16 protein-coding genes are annotated in these 16,227 nt (G+C 33.1%); all 16 read left to right on the top strand.

The genetic code is table 11. The features are described from left to right. Nucleotides 1-376 precede the first annotated feature (376 nt). The 16 genes from LNP22_RS02805 (at nucleotide 377) to LNP22_RS02730 (ending at nucleotide 15,866) form a co-directional block, all read left to right on the top strand. Entirely contained in the window at nucleotides 377-1,546 is a 1,170-nt protein-coding gene (locus LNP22_RS02805; protein ID WP_229975233.1) for a hypothetical protein, read from the top strand. A 23-nt stretch (nucleotides 1,547-1,569) separates the two neighbouring features. Continuing rightward, a complete protein-coding gene (gene tssO, locus LNP22_RS02800; RefSeq protein ID WP_229975231.1) occupies nucleotides 1,570-2,082 on the top strand; it encodes a type VI secretion system TssO in 513 nt (170 codons plus the stop codon). 55 nt (nucleotides 2,083-2,137) lie between these two features. Further along, nucleotides 2,138-2,587, top strand: a complete 450-nt coding sequence (locus tag LNP22_RS02795; protein WP_229975229.1) for a hypothetical protein — start codon at nucleotides 2,138-2,140, stop codon at nucleotides 2,585-2,587. A 20-nt stretch (nucleotides 2,588-2,607) separates the two neighbouring features. Further along, complete coding sequence (locus LNP22_RS02790; RefSeq protein WP_229975227.1) at nucleotides 2,608-3,978, top strand: DUF5458 family protein; 1,371 nt, start codon at nucleotides 2,608-2,610, stop codon at nucleotides 3,976-3,978. Between the two features lie 103 nt (nucleotides 3,979-4,081). After that, a complete protein-coding gene (locus LNP22_RS02785) occupies nucleotides 4,082-4,600 on the top strand; it encodes a hypothetical protein (protein WP_229975225.1) in 519 nt (172 codons plus the stop codon). Between the two features lie 46 nt (nucleotides 4,601-4,646). Continuing rightward, complete coding sequence (locus LNP22_RS02780) at nucleotides 4,647-5,360, top strand: hypothetical protein (protein ID WP_229975223.1); 714 nt, start codon at nucleotides 4,647-4,649, stop codon at nucleotides 5,358-5,360. Nucleotides 5,361-5,372: 12 nt separating this feature from the next. After that, complete coding sequence (locus LNP22_RS02775; RefSeq protein ID WP_229975221.1) at nucleotides 5,373-5,804, top strand: GPW/gp25 family protein; 432 nt, start codon at nucleotides 5,373-5,375, stop codon at nucleotides 5,802-5,804. A gap of 181 nt (nucleotides 5,805-5,985) precedes the next feature. Beyond that, a complete protein-coding gene (tssD, locus tag LNP22_RS02770) occupies nucleotides 5,986-6,372 on the top strand; it encodes a type VI secretion system tube protein TssD (protein ID WP_229975220.1) in 387 nt (128 codons plus the stop codon). A 139-nt stretch (nucleotides 6,373-6,511) separates the two neighbouring features. Then, nucleotides 6,512-6,907, top strand: a complete 396-nt coding sequence (gene tssD, locus LNP22_RS02765) for a type VI secretion system tube protein TssD (protein ID WP_229975215.1) — start codon at nucleotides 6,512-6,514, stop codon at nucleotides 6,905-6,907. Nucleotides 6,908-6,941: 34 nt separating this feature from the next. Next, the gene (locus tag LNP22_RS02760) at nucleotides 6,942-8,747 is read left to right on the top strand and encodes a type VI secretion system Vgr family protein (protein ID WP_229975214.1); all 1,806 of its coding nucleotides are present in this window, start codon (nucleotides 6,942-6,944) and stop codon (nucleotides 8,745-8,747) included. A 2-nt stretch (nucleotides 8,748-8,749) separates the two neighbouring features. Beyond that, the gene (locus LNP22_RS02755; protein ID WP_229975213.1) at nucleotides 8,750-10,372 is read left to right on the top strand and encodes a phospholipase effector Tle1 domain-containing protein; all 1,623 of its coding nucleotides are present in this window, start codon (nucleotides 8,750-8,752) and stop codon (nucleotides 10,370-10,372) included. Between the two features lie 52 nt (nucleotides 10,373-10,424). Further along, nucleotides 10,425-11,369, top strand: coding sequence for a DUF2931 family protein (locus LNP22_RS02750; protein ID WP_229975211.1), 945 nt, complete (start codon nucleotides 10,425-10,427; stop codon nucleotides 11,367-11,369). Between the two features lie 61 nt (nucleotides 11,370-11,430). Continuing rightward, nucleotides 11,431-12,615: a DUF2931 family protein gene (locus tag LNP22_RS02745; protein WP_229975209.1), complete on the top strand. Its 1,185-nt coding sequence runs from the start codon at nucleotides 11,431-11,433 to the stop codon at nucleotides 12,613-12,615. A gap of 457 nt (nucleotides 12,616-13,072) precedes the next feature. Further along, the gene (locus LNP22_RS02740; protein ID WP_229975206.1) at nucleotides 13,073-13,660 is read left to right on the top strand and encodes a CHAP domain-containing protein; all 588 of its coding nucleotides are present in this window, start codon (nucleotides 13,073-13,075) and stop codon (nucleotides 13,658-13,660) included. A 46-nt stretch (nucleotides 13,661-13,706) separates the two neighbouring features. Next, nucleotides 13,707-15,545: a type VI secretion system baseplate subunit TssF gene (locus tag LNP22_RS02735; RefSeq protein WP_229975205.1), complete on the top strand. Its 1,839-nt coding sequence runs from the start codon at nucleotides 13,707-13,709 to the stop codon at nucleotides 15,543-15,545. A 144-nt stretch (nucleotides 15,546-15,689) separates the two neighbouring features. Continuing rightward, entirely contained in the window at nucleotides 15,690-15,866 is a 177-nt protein-coding gene (locus LNP22_RS02730) for a histone H1 (RefSeq protein WP_229975199.1), read from the top strand. The last annotated feature ends 361 nt before the right edge of the window (nucleotides 15,867-16,227 follow it).

Genomic DNA, 16,227 nt, shown 5'->3' with positions numbered 1-16,227 from the left:
GCTGAAAATTAAAAAAAAGGTTTGAACTGTTTCTATCGAAGCATTTCAACTTTTGTGAATTAGTTTTTTAATCTATGTTTAAATCTCAATTTGAGAACAAAAAAAATAGATTAAAATTATTGAAGCTAAAAGCAATTAAAATAACTGTAAAGTATTTCATAAAATAAAAAATCACAGTGTAAATATTTTCCTTAAAATCGGGCTCAGTGCGCGTCATTGTTGGTATTTAACCCGAAAAAGCTTGTTAGAAAAATCTTTTTAAATCTTATACAAATCAAAAACGGAAAATAGCAATTGAACGATTCCTTTTATTTAAAATACAGAAAATGAATATAAAATATAAACACAAGATATCAAATAAAAAACATATAGAGCCATGATAGAAAAATTAAGTCATTTTCCCGTTAACTGGATTGATGGGATGAAGATCAACAAGAGTCATTTTTTAGCGATGCAGGACAATGTTTCTGAATTGGTAAATGATGCGATAGGTATCCATACCACACCGATAAGTTACGGATTGCTAGATTCGGGAAATCAAAACAAGGAATCGACAAAAATTACTTTAGGAATCGATAATCACAAATTGTTACGCGTACGTGTTGAAGAATGTCACGCCATTACTCCAAACGGATCACGAATCGAAATTAGTAAAAGCAATACCGATACGCTTGACCTACAAGTTCCTTATCCAGAAGATACCTACGAAATAAAAGAAGGAGAGCAATTAGTCTTACTGGCTTGTATTTCGGTGAATTCAAAGAAAAAAATTCCGTTTGGCGAGCCAGATCCAGATGAAGTTCCACCTAGATACCCTAACACACAGCCAGAATACAAGCTTCATTTAATCAAAGCGGATGAGTTTCGTTCAGGAATAGGATACGGAGGGTTTTACTTGGCAATAGGTAAGGTTTTGATTGGTGATACCACTGTTTTGGATGAAGATTATATTCCGTCATCTGTTACTGTTGCGTGTCATCCAAAATTGGTCGATATGCAAGCACAAATAGCGCGTTCGTTTGGCCAAATCGAAATATACTCGGTACAAATATCTCAAAAAATTAACCGTATTCAGCAAACAGGTCTTTTGGCACAAACAGTCATGCAATTGGCAGATAGCACTGGATACTACTTAGGGACCAACCTGACTCAGTTTCGTTGGTTTTCATTGCATCAGCATCCAGCCGCAATGTTGGGTACCGTGGTGGCTTTTGCAAGGGTGATGAAAAACTTTATCGACTCAAAATCAGGAGCAGGTAAAGAAGAGTTGCTAAATTATTTTGCAGAGTGGTGTGATATTTCGCAAGGAAATCTGGAAATAATGTTTACATCGGTGATTAATTTAGGTTATGATCATGTGAATATAGACAAAACAGCTTCGTTGGTGATGAGCACACTTATCAGAATCGAAAAATTGTTCGAAACATTAAACAAGCTGGATTACATCGGTAAGAAAAAAGAAAATATCGAATTGTTTGTTGCCGAAACAGATAAAAAAGATATCATTCATAACCCAAAAAGACATGGTTTCTTTATAAAAGATTAAGAAAATAATAGTAATTATAAATTATGGAAGTTTTAAACAAACAAGAACGTCAGAAGGCATTTATTGCTTTTCTAATTGCATTTATCCTCACTTTTTCGGTTATGTTAATTGCGGTATCATTTAATTTTTACATGCCGATTGCCGAAAATAAAATGCTTAAAGCCGAGAATGAAATGATGAAAAGAGAGTATGATTATCAGACTAATTTTTCGGTAAAAATTGATAGTGTGCGAATGACAATAGACTCTATTAATTCGCCAAAAGTAGATAATGATTTTCAACAGCGTTTGGCCAATGTCATGATAGCCAATATCTATCAGAAAATACCAAAAGATACTACAGATAATAAAAAACTTTATAATAATGTAATCTTGGCTTACAAGAATATCATTGATTATAAAAAGCAAATTAGAAGTCTAACTCACAATTCACATTTAATAGACAGTTTGAACCAATCGGCGAAAACCTATAAAGAAGAGTTAGAGAAAGTTAGTAGGGATTTGGATGTCTGTCGTCAGATTTATCAAAACCAATAATTTAGAAATCAGAGTAAAAAGAACCAATAATATAATCATTTAAAAAGTCGAAAGTATGTTATCAAACTATGGAATTGGAGGTAATGAAGTAAAATTAGATGCAGATGAAGCAATCTCTGCAATCCCTCAAAACAGAACAATTGTTGCGCAAAAGCTAACTGTTGATGCACCAGTAAAACCAGAATTAGTAGAAGGAATTACAAGTGTTGAAAAAGCATTTGAGCATTTTAAACCAGAAGTAAAAGTAAATTTTGAGACCGTAGACGGAGCTACTAAAGTAGAAGCGTTAAACTTTAAAAATTTAGGAGATTTTGGAATAAAAGGAATCACCTCACAAAGTAATTTTTTATCAGATCTTGAAACAGAAAAAGATCAATATCAAAAAATTATTCGTCAGTTAAAATCGAATAAAATTTTAAAAGCGGCACTTGAAGATGGAGAAGCAAAAAAAGCTTTGTTGGAAAGTCTTGGAACGTTGATTAATGAGTTAAAAGAGAATAAATAAGAATTTTAAAGATATAAGATATGGCAAATAAAGAAGCATATAAAGGTGTTGACGCTGATACTGCGGTATTAGAACGTAAAGTAAGTGGAGGTTCGATTGATAAAAATGTAGAAAAACTGGCCAAATACGGTGGTTTTGATTTATTAGAAATGTCAATCGAAGGGATTCAAAATCTTAATCCAGAGAGAAAAGCAAGAAGAAAAATTTTCCTTGGAGAAGTAAACAAAGCCAAAGAAAGAGAAACACTTTTGAAGACATTAGAACTTTGGACTTCGGTTTTAAGCAGTAATGAAGCTTTGACAGATATGGTCGCACAAAGCGAAGATAAATGCAAAGAATCAGAAGTGTTATTAAAAAAGAATCTGATAAAAGCGGTTGAAGATACAAGAGAAATCGAAGCTGCTTACAGAACTCTTGCTTTGTTTTTTAAAAATACAGAAACAGACAAAGTTAAGAATGTTACGATCGTAAACGCTGATTTAGAGCAGTTAAAAGATCTTGATAATACACGTTTTATTGATGCAATTCACGCTGAATTGGTAGATAACTACGATCGTTTAGACCTTAAAAATAATTATGGAATTTTGGTTATTCCTGGTTATTTAGGATCCAATAAAGTTATCGAAAAATGGGCAAAAATTGCGCATGAAAACAAAGTAATGTTGGTTACAGATTTCGAACATCTTGACGAACCAGATGATGTAATGGAAATGTTTGACGCTGCTTCTTTAACTGGAGGTGAGGTATACCGTTCAAACGTAATCATGACTTGTAACTGGTTAGTGGGTCGCGGAAGATTTGATCAAATTGGTGAAAATGAGGATCTACATGTTGCTCCTTCTGCAGCACTTGCAGGAAAAATTTATAAAACATTAATGTCTCAGGTTACTGCAGGTAAAAAATTCGGTGGAATCAACGAAGTAGATGGAGTGAAATTTGACCTTAAGAAAAGTGAAATTGCGAATCTTGAAAACTTAGGATTAGTTCCAATGGTAAACGAGTATGGTAAAGTAATGGCTTTCTCTGCAAAAACATTGTTTAACGGAGATAATTTAGGCTTACAAACCTATTCTGTAGTTCGTGTTTTTGATTACGTAACCAAAGTTTTAATGGATTTCTTAAACCGTCGTGCTTTCGAAAACTTTACTGCCAAAACTCGTAAAGAGATTATGAATCAGATCGTTGCTTTCCTTGACGGAATCACTGGTCCAGATAAATTAATCGAGAATTTTGAAATTCGCAGATTTGAGCAAGATCCAATTCAAAAGGATAGAATTTACATGGACATACACATGAAACCTTATTTTCCAGCAAAAAACTTTTTGATCAAAATGGACGGTCAGAAAGGAAATGACGGAACAGAATGGGATACAGATTACGAACAAAAATAGTATTTGTACTTTAAATCAAAAAAGGAAGCACAGCAAAATGTGTTTCCTTTTTTAAATAAAAAAAATTGATCTTTTGAATGGTCAAACCAAATAATTCAAAAACATGAACGTACTTAAAATTTTACTTTTTATTGCCTTATTTTCTTTTTCAAATTCCGTAAAAGCACAAAAAGTAATTGACACCGTTAGTTGCCCTATTTCGCAAAATGAATTATTGCTTTCGGGTAAACGTTTTGCAAGTGCGCCTCCTATTTTATTGCGTGTCTTTAATGAAGATTATGAATATGCTGTTTTTCAGCTCGGCAAAAGAAAAAGTAGCATCTTCCTGTATTTTAAGATTTTTACAGATAATGTGTGCGTGAAACAAAAGCAACCTTTGGAACTTTATTTTACAAATGGAGACATGTATATCTTAAAGAATGATTTTAACGTCAACTGTGATGGCACCGCTGCTTTGCAATTGACAAGAAGGGACATCAAAAAATTGATGGGGAATTCTATTAAAACCATAAAATTTTATACACTTAAAAGAGATTATGAGTTTAGCCCTAGTGCATCTGATAATCAAAATATAAGATTATATCTGCATTGTCTCAAAAAGTACAAAATCAAGAGGAGGTAATTCAAACTTACAAAGAGAGATTAAAAATATTTAAAAAAATCCAACTATGCCAATTCCAGAACTCAATCTTTCATTAGGACTTACAGATAACGACGGCTCTGTTTTTTACGCAGGAAGTGGCGAAGGTAAAGTCATTGTGCGAACTGATTCTGCTTTAAGACAACATACGATTACGATAACAATTTCAGAACAGCAAGTGGGATCGGTATTTTTGAAAACGCATTTTAAAGGAGCTGAAATCCCTGCTGAAATTGAAGTGCCTACTTATCAAATGATTGTTACAGATGATAAAACCAATGAAAGAGAACTATATAAAGTAACTCGAGATACTTATTTTTATAAACAGCAAAGTGTCAAAAAGGGTGTTTGGAGTTTTCTAGGTTTAAAATTTTTAGCACCCAAAAACTTTCTCTTTGAGAATATCCCTTTTGAGCCGCTAAAGGAGGAAATAGAAGCATTTGATATTTCGAAATATAGAAAATTAAATCAGGACGAACTTACCTATACTTTTCAGAAGGAAGAGCAAAATATTCAGATTTTTGCGGGTGATATCAATTCACTTGCGATTGAAAAAGGAACAAGTTATTTTGTAATTGTCGATGAAAAAAAGGGCCAACGATTTATTGGCGATATTTTGTATCGTGAGAAATTTTTAAAACTGACGCCAAAAGTAAAACTCCATATTATAAAAAGAAAGCAAGTTTCTAAAGCAATGGAAGCAAACAAACGCGGAGGGACAGATAGGTTGATTTACATTTAAATACTAAAAAAGATGAAAGGAGCTTTTTATAAACTGCCTATAGATTTTAATAGCATTATCCAGAAAAAGGAGTTAGAGAAAACCTCAATTGAACATTCAATTGCGCAACAGATTATTTTGCTGGCAACAACCACATTTGGTGAATGCAAGTTTGACGAAACATTTGGATCTAAAATTTGGGAAATAGATTTTGATTTATTGATGAACGAAAATACATTGAAAGAAATCATTTCAAAAACAATGAAACAATCTTTACTCTTTCATGAAAAAAGAATAAAAGTAAATGAATTGAGAGTAGAGCTATCAGAAACAATGTACTTGGTTGATGATGTAAGCAGAGCAAAAAAAAAGGTAGATATTATTGTCGAGGCAACAATAAAAAGTACGAATCGTGCTTTTGACTTTAGAGGATATTTTTTTGTTGGTCCACTGTCTTACAAATAATCCTTTTGCCTAGTTTTTGGTATTTTTAAGATTGAAAATTCATTCATTTTTAAATGTAAACTATTGAAAACATGAAATTTAAAAAATATCAATAAAATTTTATTAAAAAATTAATCTTCATAAGATTTTATTTATATATTTACAACATAAATAAATAAATTAATAATTAAAATTTTTCATTATGTCGTTTTTAACATCATTAACAGTAGCAGGTAAAGATTACAAAGTATTAAACGTGAGTTATGATTTGGCTCAAGAAACAGATGCTTCTGGGCGTCCATCTACGGTAACACGTGGAGGAAGAATCATGCTGGAGGTAGAGTCTACCGGAAGTACTGAATTGTTTGAATGGATGACCAACAATTTCGAAAGAAAAGATGGTTCAGTAAAATTCATCAAACGTGACTCAAACGCTACTTTAAAAGAGCTAAAGTTTACAGAAGCTTACATGGTTAAGTACAAAGAAAACTTTGATCATAACAGCGAAAATCCTTTAACGGAAACTTTTATGATCTCTGCGCGTAAAATTTCGATGGGTGGAGGAGAATTTGATAATGCTTGGGTGTAATCCTTTGGACTTTATCAAACTTTATTAAGCTTGAACTATTAAGGAAGTCCATTTATTGGACTTCCTTTTTTGTTTTATAGCTAAAAATTACATCAAATAAGCAGGAGTCAAATTTTTTAACAATCTAATACATCTACACATGAGTTTTTTATCTAAATTACATATAGACGGCGAAGAATATAATGTTCTTGAATTTAATATTAGTTTCAAACAAGAAATAGATACCACAAGCAAACCTACTGGAAATGCGAAGGGCGGTATCATAAGAATGATCATTGAGGCAAGTCAAAACAGCCATTTCTTGTCATGGATGTTAAATGGAGATTTAACAAAAGACGGCAAAATAGTTTTTTACAGAAGAGATGCTTTAAGCAAAATGAAAGAACTTACTTTTTCAAAAGCATTTTGTGTGGGTTACGATGAGCAATTTACAAGTACTACAGAGGTTCCGATGAAAATAACCATGGAATTGGTGGCGAAAGAATTGACATTTGGAGATGCAAAATTCTCTAACAACTGGATCGCTTTAGATTAAATTGTAAAAAAGCTAATTAAAAAACCGTATTAAAATGGCACATTTTTCAGAACAAGTACATATAAGTATAGGCAGTTTTACCCAAAACGTTGTGTATTATGATTTAAAGCTATCGCAAAAAATGGCTGATCATCATCATTTTTCATTCGTTTGGCAATATACAGGAAAAGCCATCATCAATCCTGCTGATCAGGCAAAAGCCTTGAGAAGTTATTTAGGCGATGAAGTCATTTTTACTTTTAAGAGTCTAACCGGAATTAGATTGATGAGTAAAGGTATTATTACCGAGCTTTCGTCTGTTGATCTTCATGGGAGCGCAGTAGGCTTGCATGTTTCGGGAGTTAGTCATAGTATTGTGATCAATGACATAAAAAAAGCTAGGGCCTTTAAAGAGCGTAGTATGGATGATATCGTACTCAGTATTTTTGCCGAAGGTCCAGGAGAATTTTACCAAAGAGATTCTATAAAATCAACGTACCTTAAAGAGTTTCCGAATATTTTGCAATACAATGAAACCAGTTTTGAGTTTTTAAAAAGACTGGCAACACGTTACGGACAGTGGTTTTATTTTGATGGTATGCGCATGCAATACGGCCAGACCAAAACCAGCAAAACTGTGCTGATTAACGGAGCATCACTTCATAGCTTTAAGATACAGGCCAACATGGTTTCGCATAAAATAGCCTTAGCAGGTTATGATTATAATAATGCGGCCAATATTCAGAACGCAGCAACAAAAACCAGTGTAGGGAGTAAAGATAGTTTTGCATCCAATGTGAATTACAATCAAGGAACGGTTACAAACGCTGAGTTAAGCAGTGGTGTGTATACGGTAAATGCCCAAAACAAGGAGGAAATTGACGAGATGATCCAACTGCAAACTGCAGGTAATGATGCCAATAGTGTGTATTATAGCGGAATATCGTATTTCCCGATAGGACTTGGTCAAGTATTTACGATACAAAATCAAACGGTACAACATGAGTTAATAGCTATTGAGGTAACACATCATTCTGAGGTACACGGAAACTATTCTTGCGAGTTTAAGGCAATCCCGGCAGATGTTGCGGCGCCACATTATACCGATGTACATGTTTTTGCAAAAGCAGAAAACCAGCCTGCTCAAGTAAAAGACAACAATGATCCCGAAGGATTAGGACGCATAAAAGTACAGTTTTACGGAGTAAGCAGCAATATTGTAAGTGAGTGGATACGTATGATTCAGCCACATTCAGGCGCAGGCAAAGGATTTTATTTTATTCCAGAAATAGGAGAAGAAGTCTTAGTAGGTTTTGAAGGCAACAATGTGCAAAATCCTTATGTTATGGGAACACAATACAATGGCCAAGACAAAAGCGGTTATGCTGATAGCCAGAATAATATAAAAGCCATTCATACCCGAAGCGGACACATTATAAAATTTACAGAAGAAGAAAGTATTATTATTACTGATAAAAGTGGAAATGAAATACAGTTTGATACCGTTGGCGGAAATATAAATATTACGGCACCAAAAGTATTAACAATGAATGCTACAAATATTATAATGAATGCTTCTGAAAATATTACCACTACAGCAGGCGTAAATATTACTGAAAGTGCTGGTGCTGATAAAACTACGATGGTTGGTATGATGCTTAATACTACGGTTGGAGGTGATAGTATGACCAATGTAGACGGAAGTTTATTTGAAAATATAAAAGGGAACAGAGAGTCTGAGAGTACAGACCGAAAAGAAATAGCAAAATTGGTTAGTTTAAATAGTACAGAATCTGCGATAAATATAAAGAGTGCCAAAAATATAAACTCACATAGCGGCGAAAAATCTAAAAATGCTTAACTATGAGTATTACAAGAATTATTGGTGGAGAAATGAAGAATACCACCACAGGAATAATGGATTTGCATGCAAGTGAGGGTGATTACAATATTCTTGCAACCACACAAAATAATTGGCATGGAGAAGAAGATGGAATTATTCATAAAGAATATGAGCCCTTGGATCCTGTAGAAACGATTTCAAACACGCTGGAACTTACTCTGAATATATTTTTTGATGGTACAACCAACAACAAAACCAATACCGAAGCCAGAGAAAAAAATGATAGTGCCTATCAAAAAAACTCTAATAAAAAAGATGATAGTTACGAGAATGATTTTACCAATGTGGCAAGGGCCTATGATGCGGTTTCTATAAAAGATCCTAAACATAAATCGATATATGTTGAAGGTGTAGGCACGAACGATTTAGATTCAGATGATACCCTGCCTATTGGTATTGCACAAAGTGCTGGATTTTGGCATTCGGGTTTAAGGGACAAGGTTAAAATAGGCTGCGAAAAAGGGGCACTAGAAGTTAAAAAAGCTTCTGATGGAAAACCGATTGATTTGCTGACTATCAATGTATATGGTTTTAGCCGTGGTGCAGCAACGGCAAGGCACTTTTTGCATCTTACCAATGAATCATACACAGCATCTATTTTATCCAATGGGTCTTTTTATCTTCCAGGGAGAAACAATCCGTTGACTCACCCTAAAAACGAGAAAAATGCAAAAGCCCCATATCCAAAACAGATAGTAGTAAAGCATGGCTATTTTGGACAATGCCTGATTGCCAATGGTATGTATGAGGTAAAAAAAATAGCATTCAATTTCGTAGGTTTATACGATACGGTTTCTTCGCACGGATTTTATCATGGTAACGATGTTTCAGATTTAGGTCTTGATGCAATAAAAAAAGCAAGAATGGTGTTTCAGCTTTCGGCAGCCGATGAATACCGTGAAAATTTCGATTTAACAGATATTCGCAGTGCTGGTTTGCACGGACTCGAATTGATTCTGCCGGGTGTGCACTCGGATATTGGTGGTTCGTACTTGCATAATGACAATGAACGCTCTGCCGTTTATGGTGAGACGTATACAGAAACCTACAATAAAAACCGAGAGACTACTCCCTATACTAAAAAAGCGGATGCTTTTAAAAAAATACTAGTAGAAGAAGGATGGTATGCACCAAGCGAATTAAATGTTGAATTTAAATATGACGAAACTAAAACCTATCTTGTGGGTACTCGTACTTTGCAAAATACGTACGATAAAGTACCCCTGAATAAAATGATAATGGTCTCGAAACAGTTTGATGTAAAATACGATGAAACTCTTGAAAAACAAAAAACAAATATTTCAGACCCTTTTATCGCAGATGTCTTTACACAGTTAACACAGTACAGTAAGGCCGTTATGGAGCATCGGAATAATTCTATCAAAGAGAATAAGGATATACAACAGTATATTGCCGAGTCAGCAAAAATAAGTTATCTTGATTATATAAAGTCTGAAGATTTAAAAAGACTGCGTCACGAGTATCTACACTGGTCGGTAAAGGCAGACAAGTTTGGTTTAGGGCCAAGATTTGATGAAGTATTGCCCATAGAAAAACGAAAAAGAGAAATACATCATGGATAGGTTTTATAAAATAGTATTTTTAGTAATAGTAAGTTTAAACGCGAGTTGCCAAATGAAAAACAAATACGAATGGAATAGTTATACTTGCCAGCCATCAATAGAAAAAATAAATGGTAATGAAAATATATATAGAGTAGAATTTGTCCGCGGCGATATTATTACGCTCGAAGGCATTCCTGCCTCTTTGCCTTTTGGAGGGTCTTCGGGTCGTTGGGGAGATTCTGGAAAAAGCTGGACTTCTCAGCACGGTACTCCTATAGGTACCGATGTTATTTATTATGCGGGTTACGAAGACAAATTTTATCATCTTAAAGTAGATTTTCCTGTAGAAGAGATGAAAAAAGCAGTCGACACCACCTATCAATATAATGATGATACTTATGAAAAGTTTTCAGGATTAATATTCGGTTTTGCTTCACAAGGTATGGTGGTAGTCTGGAAAGAATATAGCGTTTTCAGAATTGAATTAGGCCGTTATCAAGCAGAAGTAATTACTGATGATAAGGAACTGGAGAAAAAACTCTTTAGAGACTGGTCAATGAACCGTGAGGAGGTAAAAGCACGCGATTTTATGCCCAATGCTTCCTGTGCCCAGTGGGACATGTACCGCAAGCGTTATACCTTTAGGGTAGTGATGCATAATGAAAATCCAAATTTGCGTTTGTTTAGATATTGTTTTACCAATTATAATGGAGAAAAAGATATTATTTTTATGCCACCCTTACCTGCCACCAGTTATGACAATCGAGCGTTACCTCAAATATTTGAGCTGGACTGGGAAACAAGCGGGCAAGAACGTTTTCGAGGTAATATCTTTTTAAATGAGAAAATAATTTTCGAAAAATTTAAAAACTTCAAACCTGAGGACAAGCAGGAGTTTCAGGTGAAAATCAGCAAAGACAACAAAAAACTAGAATTGTTTCTAAACAATCAACCTGTTGAAGTAGACAGCGTGCGCATTTATAAAGGGTCGGTTATGTATAAAGCGTCTTATTAATAAATTCAGCCTGTTAAATACAAGATAGAAGGAGATACAGCAAATTATAGAAGAGAAATATATGCAAACAAATAAAATATACCTTCTGTTTCTTTTTTTTAGTTTATTAGTTTCTTGCCAGCCAAAAGAAAAATTTGATTGGGAAATAGGTCTTTCTGCCCCTATATATTATTCAAGCTCTCCTTCTGTGCGTTTTTTTTATAATAATAAAACTATCCATAGTGCATCATCAAACATTGGAATTCAACCTGGGTGGGGAGAGGCTTCTGGGGGGTATGCAAGTGGTAGTGAATCCGATGAAATTCCCGATAGTTTGCATGTAGAATGGCTTTGTGGCACAGATAGATACCATTATCAAGGCGATTTTAAACTCCCACGAGAAAAAATGTTGAAATTGTTTCAAACCCCGGTTACTGATAGTGATGGTACAATGCGTCATTACAGTTTAATAATCGTAGGTACCGCTCCTGGGGGTAATGTAACGGTTTGGATGCGAGCCGGAAATGTGCAAACAGTAATTGCAAAATTTAAAGCTGAAAATAAAGGAATTTGGAAAGAAAATGATGTAAATTTTAATAAATACTGGGGAAATGAAGAAGAAAATTCTAAATACAAAAATACCGAATATAACATCTTCCATTATTTACATGGGATTCCTTATTCTGTATGGGAAAAAGGAGAAAAACAATATGGTTACGATGTAGGTTTTACTAGTGAAGATAATGTTTCAAAAATTAATATTTTAACTTTCTACACAAAATCTGGAATTATTTTCCAACCCGATTCATTTTCAGAAGCTCCTTTTACTATTGATGAGTCAGATTGGGATTATTCAAATTTTAATCCTAATAATAATCGGGTTAAAACGAAACCAATTCCTATTATGATGAAGGTGGAGGTAGAAAATTTGAAAAACCCTAAAATATATCATTCTACTTTGGTTGTTTTACCAAATGATTTTGAAAAATCATATAATCGACAATATTTAGATTCTATTACAGGTAAAAAAGAAAATTTCAATAGGATTATTATTGGAGTTAAATCAAGTGAAAATAATGGATTCGTATGGTTAGAAGGTAAGAATAAAAGAATAAAAGTAATGGAATTCAAGTGTTTTTTACCTAAAATGAATGGTACAACTTATGAAAGCGGAGGGTATTCTCTTCCAAAAGGATTCGAGTTTCCAAAATGGGAGGGTAGGGAGAAATTAATAAAACCAGATATTGAGTTTTGGCAAGAGAAATAATGGATGTAAAAAATAAAAATAGAGTAGTAAATAATACTTTAATAAGGAAAGCAAACAAAATCTTAGATTTACCGAGAGCAACATCTTTTTGATTTTGGTAGTTTCTCACTAAATATATTATAATTTAAAAAATGATGAGGTTCTTAAAACTACCCCATCATTTTTTTTAACTTTTATGGAGTCTTATGAAAAAAGAAGATGTATTGTCAGATGAATTCTTTAAACAATTCAAAATAGGCAAAGACTTAAATGATTTGATTGTTTGGAGCTTCAAAATTTAATAAAGAACATCCTCAGCGATTAGTTTTTTTGTCGGAAGTAATTTATTTAAAAAAATACTGTGTCACTAAATTATAAGGTTAATAAGACTCTATCGTAAAATTTTTATTATATATTTAACGAGTTTTTTAATGTTTGAAAAATAGAACTCCAACACAATATTGCGCTGTTATAGAAAATGAAAAATAAAATTATAATTTCAATTGCAGTAATTGCTCTTTTGTACGCCCTATTTGTAGTAATCAAAAAAGTAAATTGGAATTCTAAACATGAAGTCGGAGAAGTTATAGACAGTTTTAATGATGTAAAGGTATACTATAATGGAGGTGTTAGTAATGCTGAGGAACGAAATTTAGCTGCTGATGGTTATAATCTAGGCATGAAATACCAATGCGTAGAATTTATAAAAAGATATTATTATCAACATTTGCAACACAAAATGCCCGATACTTACGGGAATGCTGTCGATTTTTATAATAAAAAACTCACTGACGGAAGCATCAATACAAAAAGAAATTTAGTACAATATTCAAATCCAAGTAGTACAAAACCTAAAGAAGACGATATCATTATTTTTAACAAATCATTATTTAATCAATACGGGCACGTAGCTATAATTTGTAAAGTTGAAGATAATTTTATTGAAATTATTCAGCAAAATCCTGGTCCATTTGGAAGTTCAAGAGAAAAAATCAAATTGAAATACAAAAACGACCATTGGGTATTAGAAAATGATAGAATTTTGGGAAGACTTAGTAAAAAATAAATTCAAATCGGATAAAATTTCCGATCTTCAATAAAATAATATAACAATGAGACAAGAGCGCATAAAAGACAGAGTATTAAAAAGAGCGGCTAGATCGTGGGGCTTTTCAGATGTTGAGATGGAAACCTCTTTTGATCCCGTGGTGTCAATGATGTTAAATGCTTTATCTTATGAACTAGAAAAAGTAGCGCATGAACTAGAAGATTCTAAAACCAGAGTGGTCGAGAGAGTCCTCGAAATTATGTTTCCTGAAGTTACAGCGGGAGCAAAACCGGCGAGAGCGATTATGCATGCTTTGCCGATAGACAACAACATGAAAGTTTCGTTGCAGAACCAAATGACGGTAAACAGAAGAATTCATAACATTTACAATCCACTGGCTCCCATTACCAAAGAGATTGCGCTCTCGCCTACACTCGAAGTAAAACTATCGTCTTGTGAAGTGAAGTATATTGCGTATGAAAGAAATTTATACGAAGTTTCGAACCTTTTTTATAAAGACGCCGTGCGAGGTTATAATAATTCTTTGCCTTCGGGGGAAGTTTTTCTGGGTATCGAATTAAACGGTGCGAATGTAGATGAGGTGGAAGATTTGATGTTGTATATCGATATTAAAAATACCCATCAAAAAGAAATGTTTCATTACTACTTAAAGCAGATGAAATGTTTTTATGATACTACAGAGATCAAAGTAGAAGAGGGTTACAATGTTCCTGTTAACCATCTCGATATCGAAAATATAATCAATCGCAATTATACGCATCTTAGCGAAGTAATGCAGGAAGTAAATGAGTTTTATTTTGATAATTTCTATACGTTAAAAGGAGTATTAAAGCACAAGAATATTAAGGATTATCAGTCAGAGTATAAACATTTTGAGGAGACAACCTATAATAGCGGTAAAGATATTATTTGGTTAAAATTAGTCTTTCCAGAATCTTTAATACCTCAAATAATTGATAATGTTTCTTTTACGGCAAATTGTTTTCCTGTCATCAATAAAAAAAGTCATACGATCAATAAAACAATTGGAAATTTCTTGTCGTATGTTGCATTAGAAACAGATAATAATATTTATCTCGATGTTGATACTGTTATTGACGGATTTAATAATCATTATGAAATAAAAGAGTTTAAAGATGGCGTTATAGAAGAGGGGAATGCAGTTTTAAGAACTGGAGGGGTTTCTCGATTCGATTCGAGAAGTGCTTCAGAATTGCTTCAAAATGTTTTAGACTTATTAAAAGACGAAAGCTCCTCTTTTGCGGGTTTAGGAAAAGATTTTATGAGTAGTTCTTTGATCGAAATTAATCAGTTACTAGCATCTGTAGAGCAGCAGGCTAAAGAAAGCAGCTTTGCAAAGAATAATGATCCATACTTGATGATCAAACCTAAAAATGATGAATCGGCTGGTAAATCATTTGCTATAAAATATTGGTCGACTTGTGCAGAAGAAGGAAATGATATCAAAGCAGGCACAATATTAGAATCAAAAGATGATTTGTTTTTTATTAGCAAAGAGGCCATATTGGTTACCAATACTGTCGGGGGTGCCAATAAACAAAATAACAAAGATCGTATCCTGGCTTATAGAAATGCCTTGCTAACACGAGGCCGAATTGTAACTTTTGCAGATATCAAAGCGTTTGGTTTTAATCATTTTAAGAGCTCGATTATTCATATTAAAATAGAAAAAGGAACCCGAAAAGAAATTTCTGTAAAAGCAGGTTTTAGCAGAACAGTAGATATTCATATAAAAATAAATCCAGTCGAAAGAGAATATTTATCGGCGTCTGAATGGGATTATTTGTGCGAAAGTTTTATGAAAAATTTAAAGAATAAATCTTCTAATGTGTTTCCTTACAGGCTGTTTATAGAAGATTAGCTCTCAATAGTAACTTCATTTTTTTGATAGTTTTAATTCAATATTAAATTTGATTTTAAGAGCAAATAATAATTTAAACAAAAAGTAGTTTTATTTAACAAACTAAACTGTTAGTTTTGCTTTATAATTTAGTATATAACAATCATGAAAGATTTATTAGTAAAAATCAACGCCGAAATTGAAACATTTAAAACAGAATCTGAAACACTTATTGAAAAAGGTGTTAAAGCTGCTGGACCAAGAGCTCGTAAATCAAGTTTAGAACTTGAAAAGCTATTCAAAGAATTTAGAAAAGTCTCTGTAGAATCAGCAAAAAAATAATTTGTGCTAAAAGTGATACTCGCTTAAGATTTTTAAGCGAGTTCTTTTTTTGGTTTGAAAAAATCCTATTCTTGTATCTAATATTTTTGAGAGATTTTTTTTCTTTCAAAAAGCAAAAGGTACAGCGTAATGCCCAATCCAGAGAACGCCCAGAAAATTCCTCAATCTAAAGTCTGTTTGATGATAATTTAGGATTACGATAATATTGACTAAAAAGCAAAAATCCTGCCTTAAAAACTCTCCAAAAGCTTTTGTTTGTATAGTAAAGAATTTTGATAATTGAAACTCTTTTTTCATTTGCTTAAAAAGCTTCTAAATTACTGCGGGTTGGTGCTGCGATTTTAAGCACGATTAGAACTTT

This window comes from Flavobacterium flavipigmentatum (assembly GCF_020911905.1).
Classification (GTDB): Bacteria; Bacteroidota; Bacteroidia; order Flavobacteriales; family Flavobacteriaceae; genus Flavobacterium; species Flavobacterium flavipigmentatum.
The sequence above is the reverse complement of the archived record's forward strand: the minus strand, read 5'-3'. Positions and strand labels throughout refer to the sequence as shown.